Annotated in this window: 20 protein-coding genes and 3 pseudogenes; 9 read left to right on the top strand and 14 right to left on the bottom strand. The window is 60.7% G+C overall.

The genetic code is table 11. The features are described from left to right. Positions 1 to 34: 34 nt before the first annotated feature. From MUU54_RS17970 to MUU54_RS17955, 5 genes and pseudogenes are all read left to right on the top strand, one after another. On the top strand, positions 35 to 1,063 hold the full coding sequence (locus MUU54_RS17970; RefSeq protein ID WP_247245394.1) for a patatin-like phospholipase family protein: 1,029 nt from the start codon (positions 35 to 37) through the stop codon (positions 1,061 to 1,063). Positions 1,064 to 1,327: 264 nt separating this feature from the next. Beyond that, positions 1,328 to 1,978: pseudogene (locus MUU54_RS17965) on the top strand (DUF2254 family protein); the annotation flags it as partial. Further along, positions 1,948 to 2,100, top strand: coding sequence for a hypothetical protein (locus tag MUU54_RS25045; RefSeq protein WP_354532424.1), 153 nt, complete (start codon positions 1,948 to 1,950; stop codon positions 2,098 to 2,100). The pseudogene MUU54_RS17965 and the gene MUU54_RS25045, both read left to right, overlap by 31 nt. Continuing rightward, positions 2,091 to 2,306, top strand: coding sequence for a hypothetical protein (locus tag MUU54_RS17960; protein ID WP_247245392.1), 216 nt, complete (start codon positions 2,091 to 2,093; stop codon positions 2,304 to 2,306). The genes MUU54_RS25045 and MUU54_RS17960 overlap by 10 nt, the downstream gene beginning before the upstream one ends. Before the next feature lie 112 nt (positions 2,307 to 2,418). Continuing rightward, complete coding sequence (locus MUU54_RS17955) at positions 2,419 to 2,919, top strand: YciE/YciF ferroxidase family protein (RefSeq protein ID WP_247245391.1); 501 nt, start codon at positions 2,419 to 2,421, stop codon at positions 2,917 to 2,919. A 69-nt stretch (positions 2,920 to 2,988) separates the two neighbouring features. Here the strand turns inward: MUU54_RS17955 and MUU54_RS17950 are convergent, their stop codons facing one another. The 5 genes and pseudogenes from MUU54_RS17950 to MUU54_RS24840 all read right to left on the bottom strand — a co-directional run bounded on the left by MUU54_RS17950 (position 2,989) and on the right by MUU54_RS24840 (position 7,028). Beyond that, complete coding sequence (locus MUU54_RS17950; RefSeq protein WP_247245390.1) at positions 2,989 to 3,705, bottom strand: Crp/Fnr family transcriptional regulator; 717 nt, start codon at positions 3,703 to 3,705, stop codon at positions 2,989 to 2,991. A gap of 60 nt (positions 3,706 to 3,765) precedes the next feature. Beyond that, positions 3,766 to 4,005: a DUF6894 family protein gene (locus tag MUU54_RS17945; protein ID WP_247245389.1), complete on the bottom strand. Its 240-nt coding sequence runs from the start codon at positions 4,003 to 4,005 to the stop codon at positions 3,766 to 3,768. A gap of 743 nt (positions 4,006 to 4,748) precedes the next feature. Further along, positions 4,749 to 5,001: pseudogene (locus MUU54_RS17940) on the bottom strand (chromate resistance protein ChrB domain-containing protein); the annotation flags it as partial. 179 nt (positions 5,002 to 5,180) lie between these two features. Next, entirely contained in the window at positions 5,181 to 5,552 is a 372-nt protein-coding gene (locus tag MUU54_RS17935) for a response regulator (RefSeq protein ID WP_247245388.1), read from the bottom strand. Positions 5,553 to 5,585: 33 nt separating this feature from the next. Then, a complete protein-coding gene (locus MUU54_RS24840) occupies positions 5,586 to 7,028 on the bottom strand; it encodes a DUF7125 family protein (RefSeq protein ID WP_247245387.1) in 1,443 nt (480 codons plus the stop codon). 131 nt (positions 7,029 to 7,159) lie between these two features. Here MUU54_RS24840 and MUU54_RS17925 point away from each other — a divergent pair, with 131 nt between their 5' ends. Further along, complete coding sequence (locus MUU54_RS17925) at positions 7,160 to 8,245, top strand: PAS domain S-box protein (RefSeq protein WP_247245386.1); 1,086 nt, start codon at positions 7,160 to 7,162, stop codon at positions 8,243 to 8,245. Between the two features lie 259 nt (positions 8,246 to 8,504). Here the strand turns inward: MUU54_RS17925 and MUU54_RS17920 are convergent, their stop codons facing one another. Together MUU54_RS17920 and MUU54_RS17915 are read right to left on the bottom strand one after the other, a co-directional pair. Continuing rightward, positions 8,505 to 10,787 carry an MHYT domain-containing protein gene (locus MUU54_RS17920; RefSeq protein ID WP_247245385.1) on the bottom strand — a complete coding sequence of 761 codons (2,283 nt, stop codon included), beginning with the start codon at positions 10,785 to 10,787 and terminating at the stop codon, positions 8,505 to 8,507. A gap of 115 nt (positions 10,788 to 10,902) precedes the next feature. Further along, positions 10,903 to 11,388, bottom strand: coding sequence for an MgtC/SapB family protein (locus tag MUU54_RS17915; protein ID WP_247245384.1), 486 nt, complete (start codon positions 11,386 to 11,388; stop codon positions 10,903 to 10,905). A gap of 412 nt (positions 11,389 to 11,800) precedes the next feature. Between MUU54_RS17915 and MUU54_RS17910 the strand changes: the two genes are divergently transcribed. Together MUU54_RS17910 and MUU54_RS25040 are read left to right on the top strand one after the other, a co-directional pair. After that, the gene (locus MUU54_RS17910; protein WP_247245383.1) at positions 11,801 to 12,112 is read left to right on the top strand and encodes a hypothetical protein; all 312 of its coding nucleotides are present in this window, start codon (positions 11,801 to 11,803) and stop codon (positions 12,110 to 12,112) included. Between the two features lie 127 nt (positions 12,113 to 12,239). Then, positions 12,240 to 12,446: an exopolysaccharide biosynthesis protein gene (locus tag MUU54_RS25040; RefSeq protein ID WP_354532422.1), complete on the top strand. Its 207-nt coding sequence runs from the start codon at positions 12,240 to 12,242 to the stop codon at positions 12,444 to 12,446. Between the two features lie 1,017 nt (positions 12,447 to 13,463). On the opposite strand, the gene MUU54_RS17905 is transcribed toward MUU54_RS25040, so the two are convergent. Next, entirely contained in the window at positions 13,464 to 13,832 is a 369-nt protein-coding gene (locus MUU54_RS17905; RefSeq protein ID WP_247245382.1) for a DUF1622 domain-containing protein, read from the bottom strand. A gap of 123 nt (positions 13,833 to 13,955) precedes the next feature. On the opposite strand from MUU54_RS17905, the gene MUU54_RS17900 reads away from it, so the two are divergent. After that, positions 13,956 to 14,357, top strand: coding sequence for a hypothetical protein (locus MUU54_RS17900; RefSeq protein ID WP_247245381.1), 402 nt, complete (start codon positions 13,956 to 13,958; stop codon positions 14,355 to 14,357). An 87-nt stretch (positions 14,358 to 14,444) separates the two neighbouring features. Here MUU54_RS17900 and MUU54_RS17895 read toward each other — a convergent pair whose 3' ends face one another. The 6 genes and pseudogenes from MUU54_RS17895 to MUU54_RS17870 all read right to left on the bottom strand — a co-directional run bounded on the left by MUU54_RS17895 (position 14,445) and on the right by MUU54_RS17870 (position 21,775). Then, entirely contained in the window at positions 14,445 to 15,755 is a 1,311-nt protein-coding gene (locus tag MUU54_RS17895) for a PRC-barrel domain-containing protein (protein ID WP_247245380.1), read from the bottom strand. Between the two features lie 309 nt (positions 15,756 to 16,064). Beyond that, positions 16,065 to 16,400, bottom strand: a complete 336-nt coding sequence (locus MUU54_RS17890) for a hypothetical protein (protein ID WP_247245379.1) — start codon at positions 16,398 to 16,400, stop codon at positions 16,065 to 16,067. A 155-nt stretch (positions 16,401 to 16,555) separates the two neighbouring features. Then, entirely contained in the window at positions 16,556 to 18,631 is a 2,076-nt protein-coding gene (locus MUU54_RS17885; RefSeq protein ID WP_247245378.1) for an ATP-binding protein, read from the bottom strand. 143 nt (positions 18,632 to 18,774) lie between these two features. Beyond that, a complete protein-coding gene (locus tag MUU54_RS17880) occupies positions 18,775 to 19,224 on the bottom strand; it encodes a DUF892 family protein (RefSeq protein ID WP_247245377.1) in 450 nt (149 codons plus the stop codon). Positions 19,225 to 19,404: 180 nt separating this feature from the next. After that, a complete protein-coding gene (locus MUU54_RS17875; protein WP_247245376.1) occupies positions 19,405 to 20,031 on the bottom strand; it encodes an outer membrane protein in 627 nt (208 codons plus the stop codon). A gap of 961 nt (positions 20,032 to 20,992) precedes the next feature. Beyond that, positions 20,993 to 21,775, bottom strand: a pseudogene (locus MUU54_RS17870) (class I SAM-dependent methyltransferase). Positions 21,776 to 21,819: the final 44 nt, after the last annotated feature.

Genomic DNA, 21,819 nt, shown 5'->3' with positions numbered 1-21,819 from the left:
GCCCTGCTGGATGCAGCGAGAAAGGAACCTTTGAATGATTGAAGGGGAACGGGAAATCTGGCTCTGCCTCTCCGGAGGCAATGCGCTCGGCGCCTACCACGCCGGCGCTTACGAGTCTCTGGCCGCTGCGGGAGTGACACCGACGCGCATCGCAGGAGCATCGATTGGTGCGATCGTGGGAGCCCTCATCGCTGGCAACGCACCGGAAAATCGTGTTGGCCGGTTACGCCAATTTTGGGACAGGGCAGCGCAACAGCAGACAGTGCTGCCTCTCTTCAGCTTCCTGACACCCCGTATGGGCGAGTGGTTGTCGTTGTTGCAGACGATCGCCTATGGGCGGACGGGCCTGTTTCGCAGGATCCTGCCGAACCTGCTGCCCCTCTTGCCTGGCACCCACTCCCCTCCATACCTCTTCGACACGTCCCCGCTACGCAAGACGCTGTCGGACCTCATTGACTTCGGCCGCTTGTCCAACGGCCCCGTGCGACTTCTTGCTTCCGCAGTCGACATGGAAACGGGCGAGGACGTCACCTTCGACAGCCATGCGGGCGGAATCGAGGTTGATCACCTCCTCGCGAGTGCTGCCTTCCCCATTGCATTTCCACCGGTCAGGATCGGTGAACGTATTTATGTCGATGCCGGCGTCTCCGCAAATCTGCCGATCGAGCCACTATGCGAGGGCAGCAGTCCGAAAGATGTTCTTTGCGTCGCTCTTGACCTTGTGACAGCGCATGGCAAAGCTCCACGCTCCCTGGATGATGCCGTAGGACGCGCGCATGATCTGATCTTTGCGTCACAGAGCCGACATGCCCTGCAAAGAGTGATGCGCTCGAAAACATCGGCTTCGTCTGGCGGGATCACCATCGTCTATCTCTCCTATGACGGTAGCGGTCAGGAGATCGGCGGCAAATCGCTGGAGTTCTCCACACACTCCATCCGACGACGGTGGGCCGCCGGGAAAGCAGATATGCAAAAGGCGCTAGCCTCACTCGCGGATCTACCGACGTCGCCGGGCTGTTCGATCCACCATTTGCGCGGAGGCAGCCTGCAGCTACGGGATTGAGGAGCGGCGCGCCTGGTCGAGCAGCTCGACGTACGGAGGAACCGGCAGCGGGCGCACAAACATTCTGCGTCCGCTGCCGGTTGTGGATCAGCAAGAGCTCCCGTGAAGTCTCAGCCGATCATGCTCGTGATGCCCTTGAGCATGCGAGATGGCTCTGGACGCCGGTGACGCCGACGATCGACGCTCCGCGAGCCATCGGGTCATCGCCGCTGCGGGCGTACTTCTTGTGGATAGCTAGAAGCTCTTTCTGGCCGTCTCTACTGCCTTCTTCAACTCGCCTCGGTGGGATCGGCCATGGACGATCGTCCGGCGCCCTTCCCGAGCGTATCGCTCGGCATAGCCCTGACTCTGGCGAGCATCCTGGTTCTTGTCTCCTTCCTGCACTTTCTGGCCCGTTCGATCGTCTCGGAGACGGTCATCAAGCGCCTGGGGCTCGAGATCTCGGACATGCTATCCGAGCTCCACGGACCCGCAGAGGATCGTAACCATGATCCGGAGCAGTTCCTCCCCCAGGGCTTCCACCAGCGCGCCCACTTCTTCGGGCCGCGCGTGGACGGCTTCGTCCAGAGCATCGGCCTCGACAGGTTGGCTGCGATCGCCCCGCGCAGAGACATCTTCATCGCCTTTTCGTTCCGGCCCGGCGACTATGTCATCACGGATGGAGGGGGAATCGGCATCTTCCCGGCCTCCCGCTGGTCGAAAGATCTTCAAGAACAGGCCTGTCAGGCAGTGGTTGTTGGATCCAGGCGAACGTCCACGCAGGATCCGGAGTTCGCCATCCGCCACCTCGTTGAGATGGCGGTTCGAGCGCTGTCGCCGGGCATAAAACGATCCCACACGCAGTCGCCGTCCTGGCGCAGTTATCCGCAGCCCTGGCCCACCTCATGCGACGGGCCCTCCCATCGTCGGTCCTAACTGGACCGGCAGGAGAACCGCGCCTCGTGCTGCCCCGCCCCACCCACGACACACTCGTCGGAGCGGCCTTCAATCAGATCCGCCAGAACGCGGGGGGAAGCCTTTTGTCATCATGCACCTGATCGAAGCCATTGAGCGCATCGCAGACCATGCTCAGCTTCCACAACAATGCGATCTTTTGGACCAGCATCTGTCGGCCGCCGTCGAGGCTACCGGTAATGTCGGCACTCTCGATCAGGAGACCCTGGATTCTAGAGCCGAAGCCGCACGTGCAGCAATCGCAAATGCGAGGGCGCGAATGTTACAAAGTCGCGAGCTTGAGGTCTAGCCAGCACGACGCTGCGGCCTCAGCAGCAGGTACAAGAAAGAGATAAGGAGCATCTGGGAACTCGGGAGCGCCAGTCTTGTTCGCTAGCTGCAAAACGAAGGAGGACCTAGCTTTGGCCAACAAGACACTCGACGACCTCTTTTACGAAACACTCCGGGACGTCTATTACGCAGAACGGAAAATCATCAGCGGGCTGCGCAAGATGGCGCGGGGCGCGCAGGACGAGCAGCTCAAGGCTGCATTTGAGAAGCACCGGGAGGAGACGGAAGAGCAGGTTGAACGTCTGCAGCAAGTGTTCGAGCTTCTCGGCAAGCGCGCGCGTGGCAAGACCTGTCCTGCCATCGAGGGCATCATCGACGAAGCTGAAGAGATCATGGAAGAGTTCAAAGGTTCGCCTGCCCTGGATGCCGGCCTTCTCGCGGCAGCCCAGGCTGTCGAGCATTACGAGATCAGCCGCTATGGCACTCTCAAGAGCTGGGCAACCCAATTGGGTATGGATGATGCAGCGAAGCTGCTGGAGACGACGCTGAACGAAGAGACGAAGACCGACGAGTTGTTGACGCAGTTGGCGGAACAGACGCTCAACGCAGCCGCACAACAGGCCGCGGGCTGAGCTGGCCGGCAACTGCAGACCGGCGTCGGTATGTGCTGGACGCCGGCCTCTTGCCCAAGCTCAATGGATCTAGTCCGCGGAAGAAGGCGCGCCGTCACCCAAGATCAAGCGGCGATATTCCGCTTCCGGCACACCGTAAGCATCTCCGGCGATCTGTCGGAGACTGGCGCGATCACGAACGATGACGAGGCTGCGTTCCGCCTTGATGCAATGCATTCCTTCCAGAACGTGCAAGGCGTCCGTGACACTTGGGCGACGCACTCCCAGCATCAAGGAGAAGAACTCGTGTGTCAGCGGCAGCTCATCGCCCGCCCTATCCTGCGCCATCAAGATCCAACGCGCGAGCCGCTGCTCCACCGTGTGTTTTGCATCCGCGATCGCGGTTGCCGCAATCTGCAACATAAAGACATGAATGTAGAAGAGAAGTGTGCGCCTTAGCGGGAAGCATGCATCCATAGCGGCCTGAAGCTCAGAAGACGGAATTCGCAGTGCCTGCCCGTCAATCTGCATGAAGGCGCCATGCGGCGTCACATCAACGCCAAGTGCCACCGACGCTCCTGAGAAGCCTTCGCGCCCGACACATCCTACCTCAAGACGTTTTCCAGAGGTGGTGGCGATCTCGGACGACAGCCCCGCCTCGAGGAAATAAACATAGGGCACAGGTAGATACGACTCAAACAGAACGTCGCCGCGCTTCAGTTCGATCCTCTCGAGATGAGCCGAGAGCGTCTCCATCTCCTCGGCAGCAAGCCGCTGCAGTAGAACATTGCTCGTCTTCATGGTCATTCACTGTCCCTGCCTGTCGGGTGGAGCTAGGGCGCTTCGGATGCAGGGCGACCGGCTTTCCTATGCTTTCGGGTCGAGCACCGATTTCAACGGAAGAGTGTCGACAAGAGTGGCTTGTTCATCCTTGATCTCAATGGTATCTCCATCAATCGGTTCACCATTAAGAAGGCGCGCCGCAAGAAGTTCGCGGGCTGCGAGGACTGCTTCTTTATGCGCCTGTTCGGGTGATGCGAGTTCCACCCCTTCGGGATCCATGGCAATCTCTTCACCGCGCCGGATGTGAAAATAATATCTTGGCATCTGCCTCCCCTTCAACGACTATAGAACTGCAACGCCCACTGTAAAGCTTCGATCGGCTGTGAGATCGGAGCGGCAGATCCCCACGGAACACCTACCACGCACTGGCAGCATCCTCAGCACGACCTCCTGACCCTGCTGCTGAACGTGCGTCAGGTCATGTGCCAGCTAGCTTCCTCGTAACGAGCGGTGCCGTCGCCTTCAGCAGCGGGAATACCGACCTGCGCCATAAAGGCCTGATGCATTGTCACAAACAGATGCTTCCAATGGTTGGACGAGCCACGATCCAAGGTCGGCGACGCTGCCAGAGTGATGCCACCAGTCGCACCGCCCGATCCTCATCGGGATGAAACCGTCTCGCCAGACGCAGCAGATCCTCCCTGATACCCTCTCGCCCCGAGGTGGTTCTTCTCGAGTTGGCGTCGGATGGCGCTTCCAATCGCTTGATGATCACCTCCGCTGTGTCGTCGCTTAACAACTCGGTACAGACGAGCGTTGCAGTAGGATACCGGACGGAACGCAGCTATTCGATGGCCGGCAATGCCAACACCGGAATCGATCAGAAGACACCACATCATTTCGAACCGGTCTCCCTCAGCCGGCGCAGCACTTCTCCTAGAGCCGTCGTCAGCAGGACGCCCGCGGCCAACACCCCTAGGCTGTGCCAGATCACCTCGAAGCCTCCAAGCGCAATGAGCAAGGCTGTGGCGGCGGCAGAAGGATACTGCCTTCAGTGGAATCTGGCTCCTCGGGTTCGGCCAATTGTGGCTCTCGTCACTGGCGTCGCGGTACCAGCGGTAGAAGGCTTCGTAAAGCGTCAGGCCCGCCTTTAACTGTTCCAGATCATCCATCAACATGCGCGACAATCCAAGGATGCAGCCAGCAGACCAGCGGCCTCCGGAGCAAGCTGCGGCCGAGCGGTTTCGGCACCGGCATGATCCTGGCCAGATGAAGCAGGGGCTCCGACGTCAGGCAAAACTCCTCGACCATCACGTCGAAGAAGGGACACTGAAGATGGTAGTTACCATCCTGCTGCGCTCGGCTGACGCGGTTCAGGTGTACTTGCTTTAAGATGCGTCAGGTCAAAGATGAATTTGATGCCGCTGCTGGGAAAGGGTTCCGCTAGCTGATCTGCAAATCGCCTTACTCGTTAGCGTGATGGGCGGCAGAAACCTAGTTCAAGTCGAACATTTCCCCGCCAGAGCACCCTCCACGGCCTTTAGAAGGCGTTTCTCCTCGTAGGGCTTGTCGAGTACGTCATCGAACATGTCAGGATGTGCTCGACCAATGCTTGCCTGTGCGCCACTGACCAGAATGATGGGAATGGCAGACAGCTCCTCATCAGCCCGCAATGCCTGCGCGAGTTCCAGCCCTGTCATCAGCGGCATCATGAAGTCGGTGATCACGAGGTCCGGGCGTTTCTCCTTGACGAGAGACAGTGCCGCTTGGCCATGTGGCGCCGCTTCCACTTCATGGCCAGCATCTTCCAGCATTATGGTCAACACTTCAGCTATCAGGAATTCATCTTCGGCAATCACGATCAAGGCCATGTCAGATGCTCTCCGTTCCTAGACATGACATGGTCACGTTGCAAGGGGTGTCGCCATTCCTGTAGTGGCGTTGACGACTGGTGGGAGCGGAACATCGATCCTTATACCCGTGTTCCCGAAGCTGACTTCATAGATCGCTGGATCGAAGGCACTGTCTCGGACCTTCAGGACTGACAGCGCTTTCTTGTAGCGAGACCTGGTCTCGATGTGGCGCAGCATGACAAGATTATCGATCAGGCTGGAGAGTTCCGATCCTGGTGCCGTCAGCGTCGGACCGAACAGATCGCGTAGTTCCCAGGTCGCTATGGTCGTGACCTCAAGCGCCCGCAGTTCATTAGTCAGAGCAGAGAAGTATTCTGTCATGCGCGGCTGATGTACGGCTGCACGTTGAAAGCCTCCCAGGCCGTCAAGAAAAAGCCTCTTTACCTTGCGCCGCCTAACCGCCTGAAGAAGCTGGTGCCCCAGCTTGTCCAGCAGGTTCTCAGTCATGGGCTCCCAGATGAATTCCAGATCACCGGCCTCAATAGGGCTGTCGATGTCTACTCCCAGCGCTCTGGCCTTCGCCCTTAGACGCGCTGGGGTCTCGTAGAAACCAAAATGCAGTGCCGGTTCATCCTTGCTCGCCTTGGCAAGGAAGCTGAGGCCGATAGCGGTCTTGCCTGCTCCAGAAGGCCCGAACACCAAGGTTACAGAACTTGCCGGTAACCCGCCGCCCAGCAGGTCATCCAGCCCTCCGACACCTGAAGCTACTGCCGCCGACGAAGGTCCATCTTGGACAGACGGGCTTCGCAGAGCCGCTTCAAGGCGAGGGTAGGCAGTCAAGCCGGATGATGTGATTTCGAACTGATGGACCCCTCCAAGCGCCGCACTGCCCCTGGATTTCTTCACCTGAAGACGCCTAACTGAACGTACGCCAGGAACTTCCTCGTGGAGTTCGATCACCCCATCAACCATCGTGTGTTCCGGGCTGTCGTCCGCAAACCGGGTGCTGGTCAGGAAGAGGACGCTGCATCCAACGAACGCGGCCTGGCTTTGGATTTCGGCAACAAAGGTCTTCACATCCAGCGGCGAGTCTGCCCTGTCTCTGGCATTCAACAGTCCGTCGAATACCAGCAGCGTCGCCCCTTGTCGGGCAATCTCCTTGCGCACCAGTTCAACAACTGCCGAAAGACCGTCGTCACGAAGCGTCTGAAACACGCTCACATAGGATATGGTCACTCCGAGTTGACTGCGGTCGAAGAAATCGAGCGTCCCCAGCACCTGGAACAGCCGATCATGGGTCTCCGCCAGCAAGGTTATGTACAGGACTTTGCGTCCTTCTCTGACGTTTGAGAACGCCACCTGGTTGGCCAGGATGGTCTTCCCCGCTCCCGGCTGCCCCTGAACGATATAGGACGCGCCTTCGACGAAGCCGCCACCCAATATCTGATCAAGACCCTCTATGCCGCTGATGATCCTCGGAAGAGATTGTGTCACGTTGATTTCCCGCCTGTTCCCGCACTACACTAGGGTGGCGAGCCTGTTTTGCAACGGTCCCGCCTATCTTTCCCCCAGCGCCTGATTTATGTACTGCTTATTCACTCATTCAGCGAAGAGGGCCCAGACCAATGACATCTTCGCGCAGCATCCGTGATGCGAGCACGGTCTCTCCTAACGAGACGGGCGGCAGACGCGTCTCTGGTGCAAGCGCCCTCGCTATCGCGCCTTACGACCCTAAGGAACTGCTGGCGTCAATCGTTCAGTCCTCTCAAGACGCCATCATCAGCAAAACGATCAACGGTATTATCACGAGCTGGAACCGTGGAGCCGAGCAGCTCTTCGGTTATCAGGCTGAAGAGGTGGTTGGAAAGCCGATCACGATCCTTATTCCTGAAGATCGACTGGATGAAGAACCTGCCATTCTTGCAAAGCTCCGCGCTGGGCAGAAGGTTGATCACTTCGATACGATACGTCGGCGGAAGGATGGCTCGCTCATCGACATCTCACTCACGATCTCCCCGGTAAGAGACACCGACGGCACCATAGTCGGTGCTTCCAAGATCGCTCGCGACGTCTCCTCCAGGAAGAGGGAAGAGGAGCGGCAACGCATGATTCTGGGAGAAATGCACCACCGGGTGAAGAACCTGTTCGCTCTCACCAGCGGCTTGATCACGATCGCATCGAAATCCGCCGCATCGCCAGCCGAGCTGGCCGCTTCGATGAGAGAACGGCTTGCGGCACTGGCTGCTGCGCACGATCTGACTATGACCAGCCTCGATGATCCACAAGAGCACGCCCAGAGCACCACCCTGCTTCAACTGCTGGAAAAGGTCGTGGCTCCGTACCAGGACGAATTCCGCCAGCGCATTTCTTTGGCTGGCCCTGATTTCCCTGTAGCACAGACACATACCACCAAGGTTGCGCTTTTATTCCATGAATTGGCAACCAATGCCGCAAAGTATGGCGCTTTCTCCGTGCCGGAAGGCAAGGTAGCCATCACAACGGGGGCCGTTGAGGATCATGTCATTCTTGTCTGGGAGGAGACGGGCGTGCCTGCCATCGATGGACCCAGGGCCTCGCCGGGCTTCGGCACAAGATTGATCGAGTCTATCGCCAGAGGTTTCCCTGCAACCGTCAAGAGGGACTGGGGATCGAATGGCTTGTCCATTACATTCGAGGTCAGTGTACTTAGCCTTCAGTCGGGAACCGATTAATCGCGACAAGCTGCTCGACGGGCGACCCCACAGAATGCGCAGCCGCTGCTTGCGCGATAGCATCTAGCGCCTGAGCCCCTGAATCTATTGTCGAGGCGGAGAACACAAATGCTCGCTCCTGACAGCGGACCAAGGGTGGAGCATTTGAAGCAATAGTTTATGATCGCATGTCTAGTTTAGCGTAGGAAGACTGCCACCACCAGTCTTCCACGCTCCGCGAACACTTTAAACCCTATCGGCCACCTAGCCATCGGCACCTTCAGACCGTCTTTTCCCTCGGTCCAAGTGAAACGACCTTCGCGTTCAGCTTCAGGCTCTCCAATATCGTATTTCCAAGGGCTTCTTCGTTGAACGGCTTCTGCACCTTCGGGTACTGCGACACCTCCGCGGACACATCTGCGTATCCAGTGGCGACAATGATCGGCACCTCGGGCGATTTCACCCTAATCGCCGCCGCCAGTTGCGCCCCTGACATCCCTGGCATCGCGTAATCAGTCACCACGCAATCCAGCTTCTCGGCGGCGTGAACAACCTCCAGTGCCTGGAGCGGCGACGTCGTAGCCACGACGTCCGCACCCATCTCCTCAAGCATCGACTGCGTGTTCCATAGGACGAGCGCATCGTCGTCGACCACCAGAACCCGGCATCCCTTTAAAAGCGAGGTCCGGTCCTTTGCGGGAGGGGATGCGCCGACGTCATGGGCGGCCAAGTCCTCCTCCGCGACGGGCAACCAGACCTCCATCGTCGTGCCCTGCCCTTTCTGGCTGTGAATGACAAGTGTTCCGCCGGATTGTTCGGCAAAGCCGGCCACCATAGACAATCCCAGCCCAGTGCCTTTCCCGACGCCTTTGGTGGTGAAGAACGGCTCTTGCGCCCGCAGAAGGGTCTGCTCGTCCATCCCCTCCCCTGTATCGACGACTTTCAAACACACATAATTTCGAGACCTCAAGACCGCCGGTGGGTTTGATTCCTGATCTGCGGAGATCGTAATCGCGCCCTCGCCTGCCATCGCATCGCGCGCGTTGACCACAAGGTTAAGCAACGCCATCTCCAACTGGTTCGGATCGGCTTTGACTTGCGAGAGCGAAAGGGGAAATTCCGTCCGGATGGTCATCCTCGGACCAAGCGAGCGCTCCAGCAGTTCCTGCATTCCCTTTACAAGGGCGGGGATCTCCAAGGCACGAGGTTCAAGGTTTTGACGGCGAGAGAATGACAACATCCGCTCAGTCAATGCAGCGCCTCGCTTGGCTCCCTCCATCGCGTTGTCAACAAGACGTTGCATTCGTTCGTCTGGCGGCATGCGCTTCTTCAGCATCCCAAGACTGCCTATGATCACCGCAAGAAGATTGTTGAAGTCATGTGCAATACCGCCAGTCAACTGGCCAACGGCTTCCATCTTCTGTGACTGCCGGAGAGCGGCTTCGGTGCGCTTACGCTCCGTAACGTCCACCAGACCGCCAACGGCCCATTTGAATGCTCCATCAGGAGCGCGTTCGACCGTCGAGGTGGATAGGACGTCAAGGAATCGACCGTCCTTGGTGACGAAGCGATATTCCTTCTCCCGGAGTTCACCCTCCGCCACGAGGTGCGGCCAATCTTGCTGAACGCGCCGGCGTGCCGATTCCTCCGCCATGAAGTTGATCAGCGGCCGCCCCAGAACGTCATCCCGGCCATACCCCATGAGCGCCAGCCACTCGTCGCTCACCTCCTCGATGTGTCCCTGCTCGTCCAGCGCATGCAGTGGAAGCGGCGTCCTCCTGTACAATGAGCGGAACTGCTCCTCGCTCGCCTTCAATGCGCGTGCCTCGTTTTCAACCAGAACGGCAAACCGCCGATCGAAAATGGCAGCGACGATCGCCGACAGAAGGATCAGGAAAGTGATTGCGGCGACCGAAAGCGCGAGAGCACTCTGACTTACGAAGGAACTGGGGTCGGACCCGGCAAGCATCTCATGTGCGCCGAACGAGGCTGCCTGCATACCTGCAAAATGCATTCCTGATACGGCCAAGCCCATGCAGCACGCGGCGACGCCCTTTTCAATGAAGCGCGTGCTACGAAAGGCAAGCCACAGAGCCGCGATAGCTGCTCCGATGGCAATGAAGATCGAGACGGAAACCCAGACGGCGTCATAGCTCAAGGTCGCCTGCATCCGCATGGCCGCCATTCCAGTGTAATGCATCACCAGAATTCCGCTTCCCATGAACAGGCCACTTAGGACGAGACGCATTGCCCCCGTATGCGGGCGACTGACAACCGCGAAACCACCTCCGGTCACAACTATTGCCACCACCAGGGAGACGCCGGTCAGCGCAGGATCATAGGCGATCTCCATCCCCGGCAGCAGGTAGGCGAGCATCGCGACGAAGTGCATAGACCAGATTCCGCCGCCCATGCAGACGGCGGCAGTTGCCAGCCAGGCAGAAGACGCCGCCGAGGACGTGGAGGCTTTCACCCGCGTTGCAAGGTCGAGCGCGGTGTAGGACGCCGCTACTGCGATCAGGATGGAAAGCACCACCAGGAGGAGATCATGTGTGCCTGCCATTCAATTCTCCAGCTAAGGGGCCTCTAGAAGAATTAGCAGACACTTGGATATCACTCCACTGGCAAGGCTAAATCCTCCAGCGCGGTGGCCGCCAATCCTGCAGACCAACCTGGCTTCATTCCGGTTCCGTTGAGGAGGATTTCAGAAGGATCAAGGGGACCGCCGCGAGGATGACCAGGACGATCACGGTCGACAAGATGGCAGTGGCCTCCAATCCTAGTCCCGCTAATACGCCGATCCCTGCCGTCGCCCAGATATTGGCAGCCGTCGTAAGCCCTTCGACCTGACGTCTGGCTGCCCGCACCATGATCGCACCGGCGCCGAGGAAGCCGATGCCTTGCACGATGCCCTGCAGTACCCGCGACAGATCTGCGATCTCCATGCCGCTCTGCAACGGACCTATGACGAACAGGGCCGCACCGACGGCCACGAGCATATGGGTCCGCACGCCGGCGCTTCTCCCCTTGCGCTCACGCTCGTAGCCCAGGGTTCCCCCGAGCACTGCGGCGACGACGAGTCGTACGGTGATGAGAGTTATGGTGGACGCATCTGGAACGTCCGAAAACTCTTCAACGAGCGTCGACCAGATTTCCTCTCCCACGGCGGCGTCCTCGTGTCATTGCAATTTTGGCCATCAGATTGACGTGCGATATTCAAACTGCGCCGACAATTTCAAGATGAAGGCTGTCGCGAGGTCCCCCCACATAAAAACCGCCAAGCCGGCGGCAAGACCGAAAGCCGGATCGGCGCGGCCGACGTCGTGGACAAATTGCAAGCGGACGAGGAGAAGCGGCTGGGCTTCAAGTGCGAGGGCAACGATCTGCTGTCAGTGTCGCGTCAAGATACGGTTTTCAGCAGATCGTGAGACGTCTGGTGTTTGCCAACCCCTTGAACCGATACGTTGGTTACCCAGATGAGGCGTAACCCGCTGGTCCGGGCCCCTCTGGCGAAGCTTTCGGCGCTATCGAGATGTCGGACCGTTCCGACAATAAGCCGAATCCGAGGAGTTCTTCTTGATTTCCGACATCGCCGCTTGGTTGTTTACTCTGTTCGTACTAGATCCCGTCCACGCCGAAGTGCGCGAGAGGTTGGAGAGAGCGCGCCTGCCGGTTGAGGCGGTCCAGCAGTCCCAGCAGTGTCTCTCTACGCACGGTCCTCGGCTTATCCAGCAGGCGGGAGAGGATCCGGTCTGGGCTGTCGGCACCGCCATCGGCGTCGCAACGGGCTTGAGATCGCCCGCACAGCTTCTGGACATAAACGACCCCAACTGCCAGATCCTCACGGAGCTTCTTGCGAACGAGGGCGGAGAGACGTTGGAGGGCTGATACATGGCGGCCCGCGAGGGGCATGTAAGATGCTCCGGCGGCGTTGCCCCCTTGACGCTCCGTAGGCTCGCCGGGGAAGACCACGGGCGCAACGGTCTGACGTTATGCTGCTCCTGTCGCTGCCTGGATGATCCCAATACCTGGTCCCTTCGGGCTGGTGTTCGGATCCGCCTTGACCATTGTCGCCCTTCAGTTCGCCTTCGGCGTCCGCCGCCTCTGTCTCCCGTCGCTGTTCGCAACCGCTGTATCTCCGCCCAAGCCTTCGAGTCGCTGCAACATCATGCTTCTCCAATGGTCGGGAAAGGCGAGCGTCTTGTGCGGCCAGGACGGATGAGAGGGCTGACGCCACAAAGATTACCCGTTTTTCTCGCCCGGGGTCTGTCCAATGGTGGGAGGTCATCGCCGTAACTGGCAGACGCCTCTTCCGACGCTCCAGACCAAGACGCCTCGCCTTGGTCTCCTCCTCCGTTCCCTTGCGCGCCTCGGCCCGCTTCTGCGTTCCTCAGGCTCGCGCCATCTCGCAGCTTCTGAAGCCGCGACATGAGAAACTGAGACGAAAGGTCGATCGGGTAGAAATAGGATCCATTAGCCACCCATTGCACGTGGCAGGCGCTTCGTAATCCCTTCAGTCGGTCGGATATTTGTCCGCACCCGAACCAAAAGGGCACGCAAGGCATTCGATGCGACCGCGAGATGATGGTGGAAATCGCCCGAGAGCGCTGAGCAGGACGCCGGCGCTATACCTTTGCCTCCGGCGACTTGCTACCCGAAGCTGATGTTCCGGCCCGAAACCGTATCGCCTGCCCATCAGCCCAGGAGCGGGCATGGGCTTCGAAGGCAAACTGCCGCTCAACCACTGCACCCTTCTCAACAAACCGGACTATAAATTGACCGTCATGCTCAACCACGTCCACTGGATGTTCCCGCATCATAGCACTCCCCCCAGAAGCCGAGCGTGACGTTTGCCGAGCTATACTTTCGTCTTAGATAATATGACCATTTTCCAGCCTCCTGGGATAGTGCAAGATCTCGCATCGATAGGCTCGCAGGCAAGAGGAAGGACGCCCTTGCTGCGATGCAGTCTCTGAACGGGCAACCTTCTGCTGTAGCCAGAGTCGTTTTGCAGCGCCTACAATTTGCACTTTCCGGGCACTGACAAGTGTCCGGGAAGCGCCTCCCAGAACAAATAGAGGCCAAAGGCCTATCTCAAAGTGATCGCGGTCGATCCTGATGACCCGCTCGCGCACTCGCCAGGGGCGCGGCCTGAGACACTCAGCATTTTCGCCGGCTGCGACCGACGTGCCGTGCCAGCAGATTCGCATCCCATTTCCGTAGCCGCCGACGCCCGCCCTCACCCGTTCACGCCGCTCCCGCCCTCTTTGCGCCGCGGCTGCTGCCACGGCCATCTCCCCTCGATTTCAACTTCCAGCGAGAAGCTGAGGAAGGTGCGGATCAGCACGATGCCGGCCAGCACGATCAGGCTGTCGAGGGTAGGTTCGATGGCGACCGTGTTGATGATGTCGGCGGCGACCAGGAGCTCGAGGCCGAGCAGGATGGCGCGCCCCAGGGTCGAGCGCAGTTCGTGGTAGACGCCCTCGCGCCTGCGGTGGCGCAGGAAGTTGATGCCGGCGACGATCGTGCCGACGACGATGACGAGAACGCCGACGGCCTCGATCGCGCGGGTCGTCACATGCAGGGCTTCGGAAAAGAGTGCGTCCATGAAAATACCTTTCGCTCCTATCTGAACGGGAGAGGCGACGATCGGTTTCCGGCCGATGCTTGAGAGCGGAGAGCCCATGGCGCCCAACCCTTTGCGGTTGCCGGATGCGCGGCGGGCGCCACCTTGCCCCTCGCGCTTATCAACGCAGACGCGACGGCTCTGGCTTCCCGGCTGCCTTACCACCGGCTTCCTCGGGCTGGACGTTGCCTGGATCTCGTTCCTCAACGAATATGCCGGCAGCGAAACGAGGCGGCCAACCTGCACCACTGGGCCGTTTATGCGCTTTACGTGCTGTTTTCGGCTGCGGCGCTATCGATGGCCTGGTCGCTTTTGCGGGGGGAACATCGGACGGCGATGCGGATGCGTCTGCTGGCGCTCATCTGGATCCTGCTCGGGCCGATCTATTACCTCTGGTATCCGCCGCCAATTCTTGGCGCTGTCGAGCGGGTGCTGGCGCTGCTGATGATCGGCGGCCACTTCGCGCTGGTGGCACAGGCGCTGCGTCACCGCGCTGCTGCGACTTAGGCCACACCCGTCTCGCAGATATTCCACGCACGAAAAGAGGCGGCTGACACCGTCAGCCGCCTCGGATGTTTGAGATCTAGGGCTGCCTTAGCGGCCGCCGAGGGTCACGGTCTGGTCGTCAGAGAGTTCCGGATATTGGCCAGTCTGGAAGTTCGACATGCCGTCGATCCGCTGCTCCGTGACGTCCGGTGCCAGCAGAGTTTCCTGGTCGCTCACATAGAGTGCCGAGAGCGGCACTGCTGCCCGGTTTTCGCCGAGGCCGAGGAAACCGCCGGACGTGACAACAGCATAGAGACGGTCGTTGATCGTGACCACATCCTCGATGTCACCGAGATTGTTGCCGTTGGCGCCGACGATATCGTAGTCCTTGATGTCGGCGACAGTCAGCGGAACTTCGCGCGTGGCGTTTGCGCCGACAGCGGTATCTGCACCCTCACGGGCCTCCCGCGGCGCAATCGCTGCAGTATTCTGTTCGTCCACTTCGGGGTTGGCTTCGGTGTTGTTCTGAGCCTGGCGCATCTCAGCGTTCTGGTTTTCACCTTCGGCCTGATTGGCGGCCTGCTCCTCGAAGCGAACATTCGGCTCGCCTTCCGCCCGGTTGACGCGAACCTGCGCTTCTTCCGCGCTATAGCGAACGTTGGCCTGCTGCTCGGAGTCCTGAATGCGAACAACCGGCTGACCGGAACGCTGAACCTGCACATTGGCCTGCTCACCGTCCTGCTGCTGGCGGCGCACCTGCGGCTGGCTCTCGCTGACCTGAACCTGCGGCTGCCCCTGCTCGACTTCAACCTGCGGCTGAGCCTGACTGACGTTTACGTCCGGCTGCGGCATGCGCACAGTGATCTCCGGCTGCGGTATGTCGACCGTCACGGTCGGCGCCGGCTGGTGAACGATGATTTCCGGCTGACCCTGCTCCACAGCGACGCGCGGATTGGGCTGGCGTACTGTCACGTCCGGCTCGGGAACCTCGACGCGGATCGCGGCTTCGTCTTCGACGACCACGTCAGCGTCACTCTGGCCCTGGTGGCTCATATTAGCCATCTGCTGCTCGACGCGGTCGAGTGCCTGCTCGGCCTGGTCCGGGTTCTGCTGTGCGAGCGCCTGTTCAGCCTGCTGCAGCGGCTGGCGGATCTGGGTGGTGTTCTGGTGGTTCTGCTGCTCGCCGAGCTGGCGTCGCGCTTCGCGAACAGCCTCGCGGGCGGCTTCATAGTCATTATTGTCAAGCGCCCGCATGGCGGCCTGGATGTGCTGCTGCACCTGCGACATGCCCTGTGCGTTCTGCCGCTGCTGCATGGCGTTATTGTTCTGCGTATTGGCGCCCGTTGATTGCTGTGCGAGCGCGCTCGCAGGCATAAGTGCGGTACCCGCCATAAGGGCGGCGACGTAGATCATCTTCATGGACGTTGCCTCTCTCTGTGCTTTGATTGTTCGTGTCCGTGCCGGTTCAACTTCGACCCGTGGCCGCGCCGTGCACACCCTGTCAAAGCGCTGGCGGCGCCAACAGTTCCCAAAAAAACCATAATTCTTGTCCGGATCTTCAACAGCATCATCAATGGCTTCTTCATCAATCCCCATGTGGTACATGAGGATTGTGCGACGTCGCCCGCATGGTGGCTGCGTCATCTATGCCGTCATTTGGAAATGGGCCTGCGCGGCACGTTTTGGGGGGGGACGCTGGGGCTGCCCGCGGGCGGCGGCCGCAGCGTCTCAGCCCGTCTTCGTGGTCGCCAGGAGCATGGCGGCCATGAAGGCAATGGCGATACTGGCCCAGACGAGCACCGCGGGCAGGGAAAACAGAAGCGGCAAAGCCAGCATCACCACCGCGAAGCCCGCATCGAACGCCAGATGCGCCGGCATGGTAAGCATCGGCTTCCAGCCCAACTCATAATCGGTCGCCAAGGCGTAGACGATGGCAAACAGGCCAAGCAGCAGGAATGCATAAAAGCCGGCGCCGTTTGCGCCGGTAATGAAAGCGAGCAGGATCATGCCGGCACCGACCGTGTAATCGGCAATTCCATGGATGAGCGTCGGCACGAAGCGCATAATCGTTCTCTCCCTCGGACCTGCGTCCAACCGCAGGAGGTCGTCAGGGTTCCAGCTTCGACAACGACGCCATCCGCCGCCATCCGAAAAGGGCCCGCGCCCCGCTGGCATCCGATCTCGCCATAGCCTTATAGCACTTAGGGGCTGGAAGGTTGTCAGCGGCGGAACGGGATGACGCTTGCTTCGGCCTCAAGAACCTGCACGGCAGCGGCCAATGCCTGGCGCAGGTCTTGCGCCGAAAAAGGCTTGGCGACGAGGGGCACGCCGACATCGGTGCCCTTCTCGATTTCTTCGCTATAGCCGGTCATCAGCACCATGCCGAGCCGGGGATAATGCCGGCGCACCCGATCGCGCAGCTCGAAACCGCTCATGCCCGGCATCATCACGTCGCTCAGCACCAGATCGATATCGCCGCGCTCGGCCAGCAGCGACAGCGCCCCATGCCCGGAGCTTGCAGTCACCGCCGCAATCCCCAACTCTTCGACCGCAAGCCGTGCTGCAGCCAGCGAGGCGGGCGTGTCGTCCACCACCAGGACGCGGCGCGGCAGGCGCGTCGCAGGCATTTCCCCGCTGTGTCTCGTTTCCGCCACGCCCTCAGCGCGCGGCAGATAGATGGTGATTGCGGTACCCCTACCCTCCAGGCTGTCTGCCGCGACCGCTCCGCCGGACCGCTCCGCAAAACTGTAGACCTGGGTCAGCCCAAGCCCGGAGGCGGCATCCCCCTTCGTGGTGAAGAAGGGCTCGAATACCCGGTCGACGATCTGGCGCGGGATGCCATCGCCCTGGTCCGTCACGCAGATCGCAACCCCCGCCCCCTTCAGCCCAGCCGCCTCGCCTGAAAGGCTCTCGACGTTGCGGGCAGTGACGGAGATGGTGCCGGGCACGGGCATGGCTTCGCGCGCATTGGTGACGATGTTGATCAGTGCTGCATCGAGTGCGCCCGGATCGACATTGACCGGCCAGAGATTGCGCGGCAGCACCAGCTCCAGGAGATTGTTGTCGCTGGCGGCCTTGGCAAGGAGGTCGCGCAGTACCACCGTGCGGTCCTGCAGCAGGACGGTTTCGGCGCCGCGGTTGGAGCGCCGCGAGAAGGAAAGAAGCCGCTGCGTCATGCCGCGGCCGCGATCCACTGCGTCAATCATCAGCTGCAGGATCTGGTCGACCCGCTTCTCGTCGTGCCGCCGGCGGCGGATGCTTTCCACGCCAGACTGGAACACCATCAGGAGATTGTTGAAGTCGTGCGCGACGCCACCGGTCAGCTTTCCGAGCGCATCCATGCGCTGCCAGTTCGCCACCGCCATGTCCTGCCGGCGCCGGGCCTCCAGCTCGCGGCGGAACAGCAGCAGGGCAAGGCTGAACAGCACGATCGTCGCCAGCATTACCACCGCCAGCAGCTCGTAGCCGCGCAGCGTGAGCGCATCGTATTCGGCGCGCGGCGTGCCGACATTGACGCTCCAGGGCAGTCCCCGGATCGGGCTCTCCCATACCCTCAAGGCGTTGTCCCCCGCAACCACAACGTCACGGGGGCCTTCCAGGTGTGCCGCCGACGCCAGCGACGACGATGCGCCGCCGATCAGCGCAGGATCGCCTGCCGTCGAAGAAAGCAGCGTTCCGTCGGCCCCTTCGATCCAGCCGGCCCAGGTGGCCGGCAGCCCGTTGGTGTGGAGGACGTCGGCGAGCGCCTGTGCCCGGATGACGACCGTCAAACCGAAGATGGTTTCGCCGCCGCGGCTGACCGGCACGCGCACGGGGAACGCAGCCATGCCGCCCGGTCCGCGCACCACGCTGCCGATCGACGGCTTACCGCTTTCGAAGAGCCGCCGGTTGCTCTCCTGTTCCACCACGACAGTTGTGTCAGGCGGAGCAGGCTCGGAAAGAACGATACGGCCGTCAGCATCCGTCACCCGCACGATTTCCCACATCGGCATGCGGGCCCGCAACCGCGCTGCTAGTTCGCGAAATGCCGGTTCCTGCGCCGGCGGGTCGAGACGGGGGCTTTCCGAAAGGATCGTCAACAGCTGGACCTGGGCCTCCAGTTCCCGCGAGATCGCGGCCGCCGCCCGCTGGCTGCGTTCACGCAGAACGTCGTCCAGAGCCTTCTTCTGCGACTGGATGAGGTAACTTCCCGCGATGCCGATCATGACGGCAAGCGGGATGAGCGCGGCAAGCAACAGCAGAAGCACGGAGCGCTTCAGCGTAGTGTAAGATCCGTCGCCTCTGGCTCTCTGCATCTGGTTCAGACTCGACTTCTTCAATGTCTTCTGAACTAGAGCGCTCAACTCGTCAGACAACAGGATAAACCTGAATGCCAGAAGACCAACACCAAAAAAGGGGGGCGCAGCGCACCCCTTTCGTCAACCCTCTTGCGAATGTATCACATCCGCTGTGCCGTCGTGTCCATCCAGCTGCGGTGCCGCTGCTCGTCGGCCAGCGCTTTTTCGAAGAAGGCTTTGGATTTCGGCACCGCATCCTGATGGTTGGACGCGCGCTCATAGGCGGTGACGGTGTCGTCCTCGTTGGTCTTCATCGCCTTCAGGACGGACTTGTCGCCCATCATGTCCGCCATGGCGATCTTGCCGGTGGTGAGCATCTGCTTCATGTCGCCTTCGGTCGGAGCATCGATGCCGAGCTCGCCTGCCATCTCGTTCAACACGTCGAGATGCTGGAGATGATCCTGACGGAAGGACTCCACCTGACTGCTGAGCGCCTTGTCGTCCAGCCGGTTGATCGTCTCTTCGTAGGCGGCGATGGCGTCGCGCTCGAGATAGATCAGGTTGGTGACGAGCTTGTCGATGCTGGATTCATTTCCAACCGTGGTAACCATGTCTCTGCTCCTTGTTGCTTGGACACGAGCACCAAACCAACACTTGGCGTCAGTGTTCCAGATCGCTGGCACTCTGCGCCAGACATCGCGGCACTCTGCGCCAGACAAGGAGAGCCTGAAACGAAAATGCCTCCCCCTGCGCCAGCGCGCAGAGGGAGGCATTCTTAGAATAACACAGCCTTAGAAGTGGTAGTTCAGGCCGGCCTTGATGGTGTGGTCGCTGACGTTGGTCTCGGTCGTACCGGTGCCCGTGCTGAAGCTGCGGACGTCACCGGTGCGGGTGTAGTTGTATTCGACCCGGCCGGAGATCTGCTCGTTGAACTTCTGCTCCACGCCGGCGCCGACCAACCAGCCGGGCTTCCAGCCGTCCGGACCTTCCGCCGAGCTGGTGTCGCGCAGGCTGGTCATCGTGCCGCCTGCGGTGCCGTAGATCAGCGTGTCACCGAGCGGTGCGCCGACCTTTGCCTTCGCCGCCAGGCGATAACGCTCGCGCAGTTCGCCGCCGGGAACGTCGACTTCGGTGTCGCCCATATGGGAGAGCTCTAGCTCGCCACCTACGACCGCGCCGCCCATTTCGGCATTGTAACCACCCTGGATGCCGGCCATGAATTCCTTGTCACCGGAAAACGGGCTGCTGTGCTCGGATGAGGTTCCGGCGTGGATACCGGCATAGGCGCCGTTCCAGCCGCCGGACGCAGCAGCAGGCGCCTCATAGCTCGGCGCGGGTTCCGAGTAGGTCAGGTCGGCAGCGCCGGCCGGTGCGGCGAATGCGGCAAAAACTGCCAGGGCGATGGGCATCTTGTTCATGGTCTTACTCCGTACAGAACCCGCTATATGATGCGGGCAATTACTCGATACACTTGCGTACGCGGCGGCGACCGCCCCACTAGCCCTACATGGCCAGCCGCCGAGAAGCTTCCGTCAACTTGCCCCAAAGTGATAAAGGTTCTCTTAACTTTCCGCTCCTCGGCTCGCTTTCAGGGGGATCCGGCGGTCACGAAAACGAGAGCGTGCGCCGCAGTTGCCTGCCACATTAAGGGTAGAGACGCACACCGCCCGAGACTGCTTTCGTGGCGCAGCAGCGGCTCACCCTTCGCCGGGGCACGTCAAGATTAGGAGGGAGCGTGGAACGTCCTGCCCCACCCTCATTTTCGTGATCCTCGGGCTTGACCCGAGGATCCAAAACCAAGCCTTCCCGTTTCGAAGGATATGTCGGCCAACTTGTGGACCCCGCAGTCGACTGAGCTGGTTAGCTTGTGCGTAAATCCTCTGGTCAAGCCCGAGGATGACGAAGGAGAGTTTTTTCTGCCTCGCTCCTCCCGAGGCAACCACCCCAAAACCGCACCCCCACCCACACATGTCAAACACTTCGCCCCTCGAGATTCACCTCCCGCGCACGGCCCCCATACGTCCCCGTCCCACCGCGGATACACCAGGAGGCGTCCTGACGAGGCGGGGCCGGGCTGGTGGTGGAGCAGTCTGTCTTATCGTCACCCTCGGGTCTGCCCCGAGGTCAAGAGGGAAGTGTGTCTGTTGTCATCGTCGTGCTAATGCAGTGAGACCCGAGGACAAGGGAGGAGTCTGTGTTGCTGTCAGGTCGTGCCAGAGCCCTCGCCCTTCGAAGGTTGCTTCGCTCCCACCTCAGGGTTAGGGCTGCAACGGCGGAGCGCTGCATTAGCTCGCCCTAATCCTGAGGTGCGCACGCGCGAGCGTGGGCCTCGGTGTATCAGGGCGGCCATTTCGCGCGCTCCTGCCGGAAGGCCAAAAATCAGCCGCGACGGGCGCGGATGTGCAGGAAGATGGGTGCTATGCGGGTATCGGCGACGACCGGCTCGGCAGCGGCGAATCTTCGGACGCCATCGGTTCGCCGAAGGCTTCAATCGCAAGCCCCGCCCCAACAACCATGGAAACCCATGTGGAGAGCGTACGGTGAAACCGTGGGATTTCAAACGGCCTTACCCCCGCCCGCTCTTCCGCGGGATGGCCGAGAAGATCCAGCGCCCGATACGTCCTTGCGTTTCGTCGAAGTAATCAGCCACTTCGACAGCGACCGCCTCTCCCAACTGGTTGCGGATGTTGCGACGCGTGGGTGGGACGAAGCACGGATGCAGGATGGAAAACTGCAGAAAGCCGCCCCGCTTCAGAACACGCGCCAGCTGCTTCAGCACTGCCGCCTGGTCCGCCATGTCCATCATGGACATGAAAGCGACTACGAGGTCGAATTCACCGTCAGCGAACGGAAGCGTGACACCATCACCAATCACGTAATCAATCCCCGGCCGGATCGAGCACTTCCGTTTCCGGGCGTGCCGCAGCAAGGTTGGCGCGATGTCCAGGCCGGTCATCCGCGCCCCAAGCCTGGCTACCTTGCGAGTGTTGGTGCCTTCGCCGCAGCAAGGTCCAGGCCCTTCAGGCCAGCTACCGGCGGCAGCATCGAGAGGAAGGCTGGCGTATTGAGCGCATCCCGGTAGCGGTCGAAACCGGCGCGGGAACAGTGCGCCCAGGCATCGGCATTCGCCTCCCAGTGGGCGGCAACAGTCTTGGCATCCATCGATCATCTTCCCCAGATCGTGAAAAAGGCCGGCTTCCATACCG

The organism is Pseudorhizobium tarimense (assembly GCF_022968135.1).
GTDB lineage: Bacteria > Pseudomonadota > Alphaproteobacteria > Rhizobiales > Rhizobiaceae > Neorhizobium > Neorhizobium tarimense.
Note: the sequence above shows the minus strand (reverse complement) of the source record. Positions and strands in the feature narration are given on the sequence as shown.

Excerpts from the sequence above, each read along its gene's own strand:
- MUU54_RS17885 (WP_247245378.1), bottom strand. The coding sequence starts at position 18,631 with ATGCAGAGAGCCAGAGGCGACGGATCTTACACTACGCTGAAGCGCTCC.
- MUU54_RS17895 (WP_247245380.1), bottom strand. The coding sequence starts at position 15,755 with ATGAAGATGATCTACGTCGCCGCCCTTATGGCGGGTACCGCACTTATG.
- MUU54_RS17970 (WP_247245394.1), top strand. The coding sequence starts at position 35 with ATGATTGAAGGGGAACGGGAAATCTGGCTCTGCCTCTCCGGAGGCAAT.
- MUU54_RS17925 (WP_247245386.1), top strand. The coding sequence starts at position 7,160 with ATGACATCTTCGCGCAGCATCCGTGATGCGAGCACGGTCTCTCCTAAC.
- MUU54_RS17950 (WP_247245390.1), bottom strand. The coding sequence starts at position 3,705 with ATGACCATGAAGACGAGCAATGTTCTACTGCAGCGGCTTGCTGCCGAG.
- MUU54_RS17920 (WP_247245385.1), bottom strand. The coding sequence starts at position 10,787 with ATGGCAGGCACACATGATCTCCTCCTGGTGGTGCTTTCCATCCTGATC.
- MUU54_RS17875 (WP_247245376.1), bottom strand. The coding sequence starts at position 20,031 with ATGAACAAGATGCCCATCGCCCTGGCAGTTTTTGCCGCATTCGCCGCA.
- MUU54_RS17945 (WP_247245389.1), bottom strand. The coding sequence starts at position 4,005 with ATGCCAAGATATTATTTTCACATCCGGCGCGGTGAAGAGATTGCCATG.
- MUU54_RS17960 (WP_247245392.1), top strand. The coding sequence starts at position 2,091 with ATGCACCTGATCGAAGCCATTGAGCGCATCGCAGACCATGCTCAGCTT.
- MUU54_RS17935 (WP_247245388.1), bottom strand. The coding sequence starts at position 5,552 with ATGGCCTTGATCGTGATTGCCGAAGATGAATTCCTGATAGCTGAAGTG.
- MUU54_RS25040 (WP_354532422.1), top strand. The coding sequence starts at position 12,240 with ATGATCCCAATACCTGGTCCCTTCGGGCTGGTGTTCGGATCCGCCTTG.
- MUU54_RS17880 (WP_247245377.1), bottom strand. The coding sequence starts at position 19,224 with ATGGTTACCACGGTTGGAAATGAATCCAGCATCGACAAGCTCGTCACC.
- MUU54_RS17905 (WP_247245382.1), bottom strand. The coding sequence starts at position 13,832 with ATGGACGCACTCTTTTCCGAAGCCCTGCATGTGACGACCCGCGCGATC.
- MUU54_RS17890 (WP_247245379.1), bottom strand. The coding sequence starts at position 16,400 with ATGCGCTTCGTGCCGACGCTCATCCATGGAATTGCCGATTACACGGTC.
- MUU54_RS25045 (WP_354532424.1), top strand. The coding sequence starts at position 1,948 with ATGCGACGGGCCCTCCCATCGTCGGTCCTAACTGGACCGGCAGGAGAA.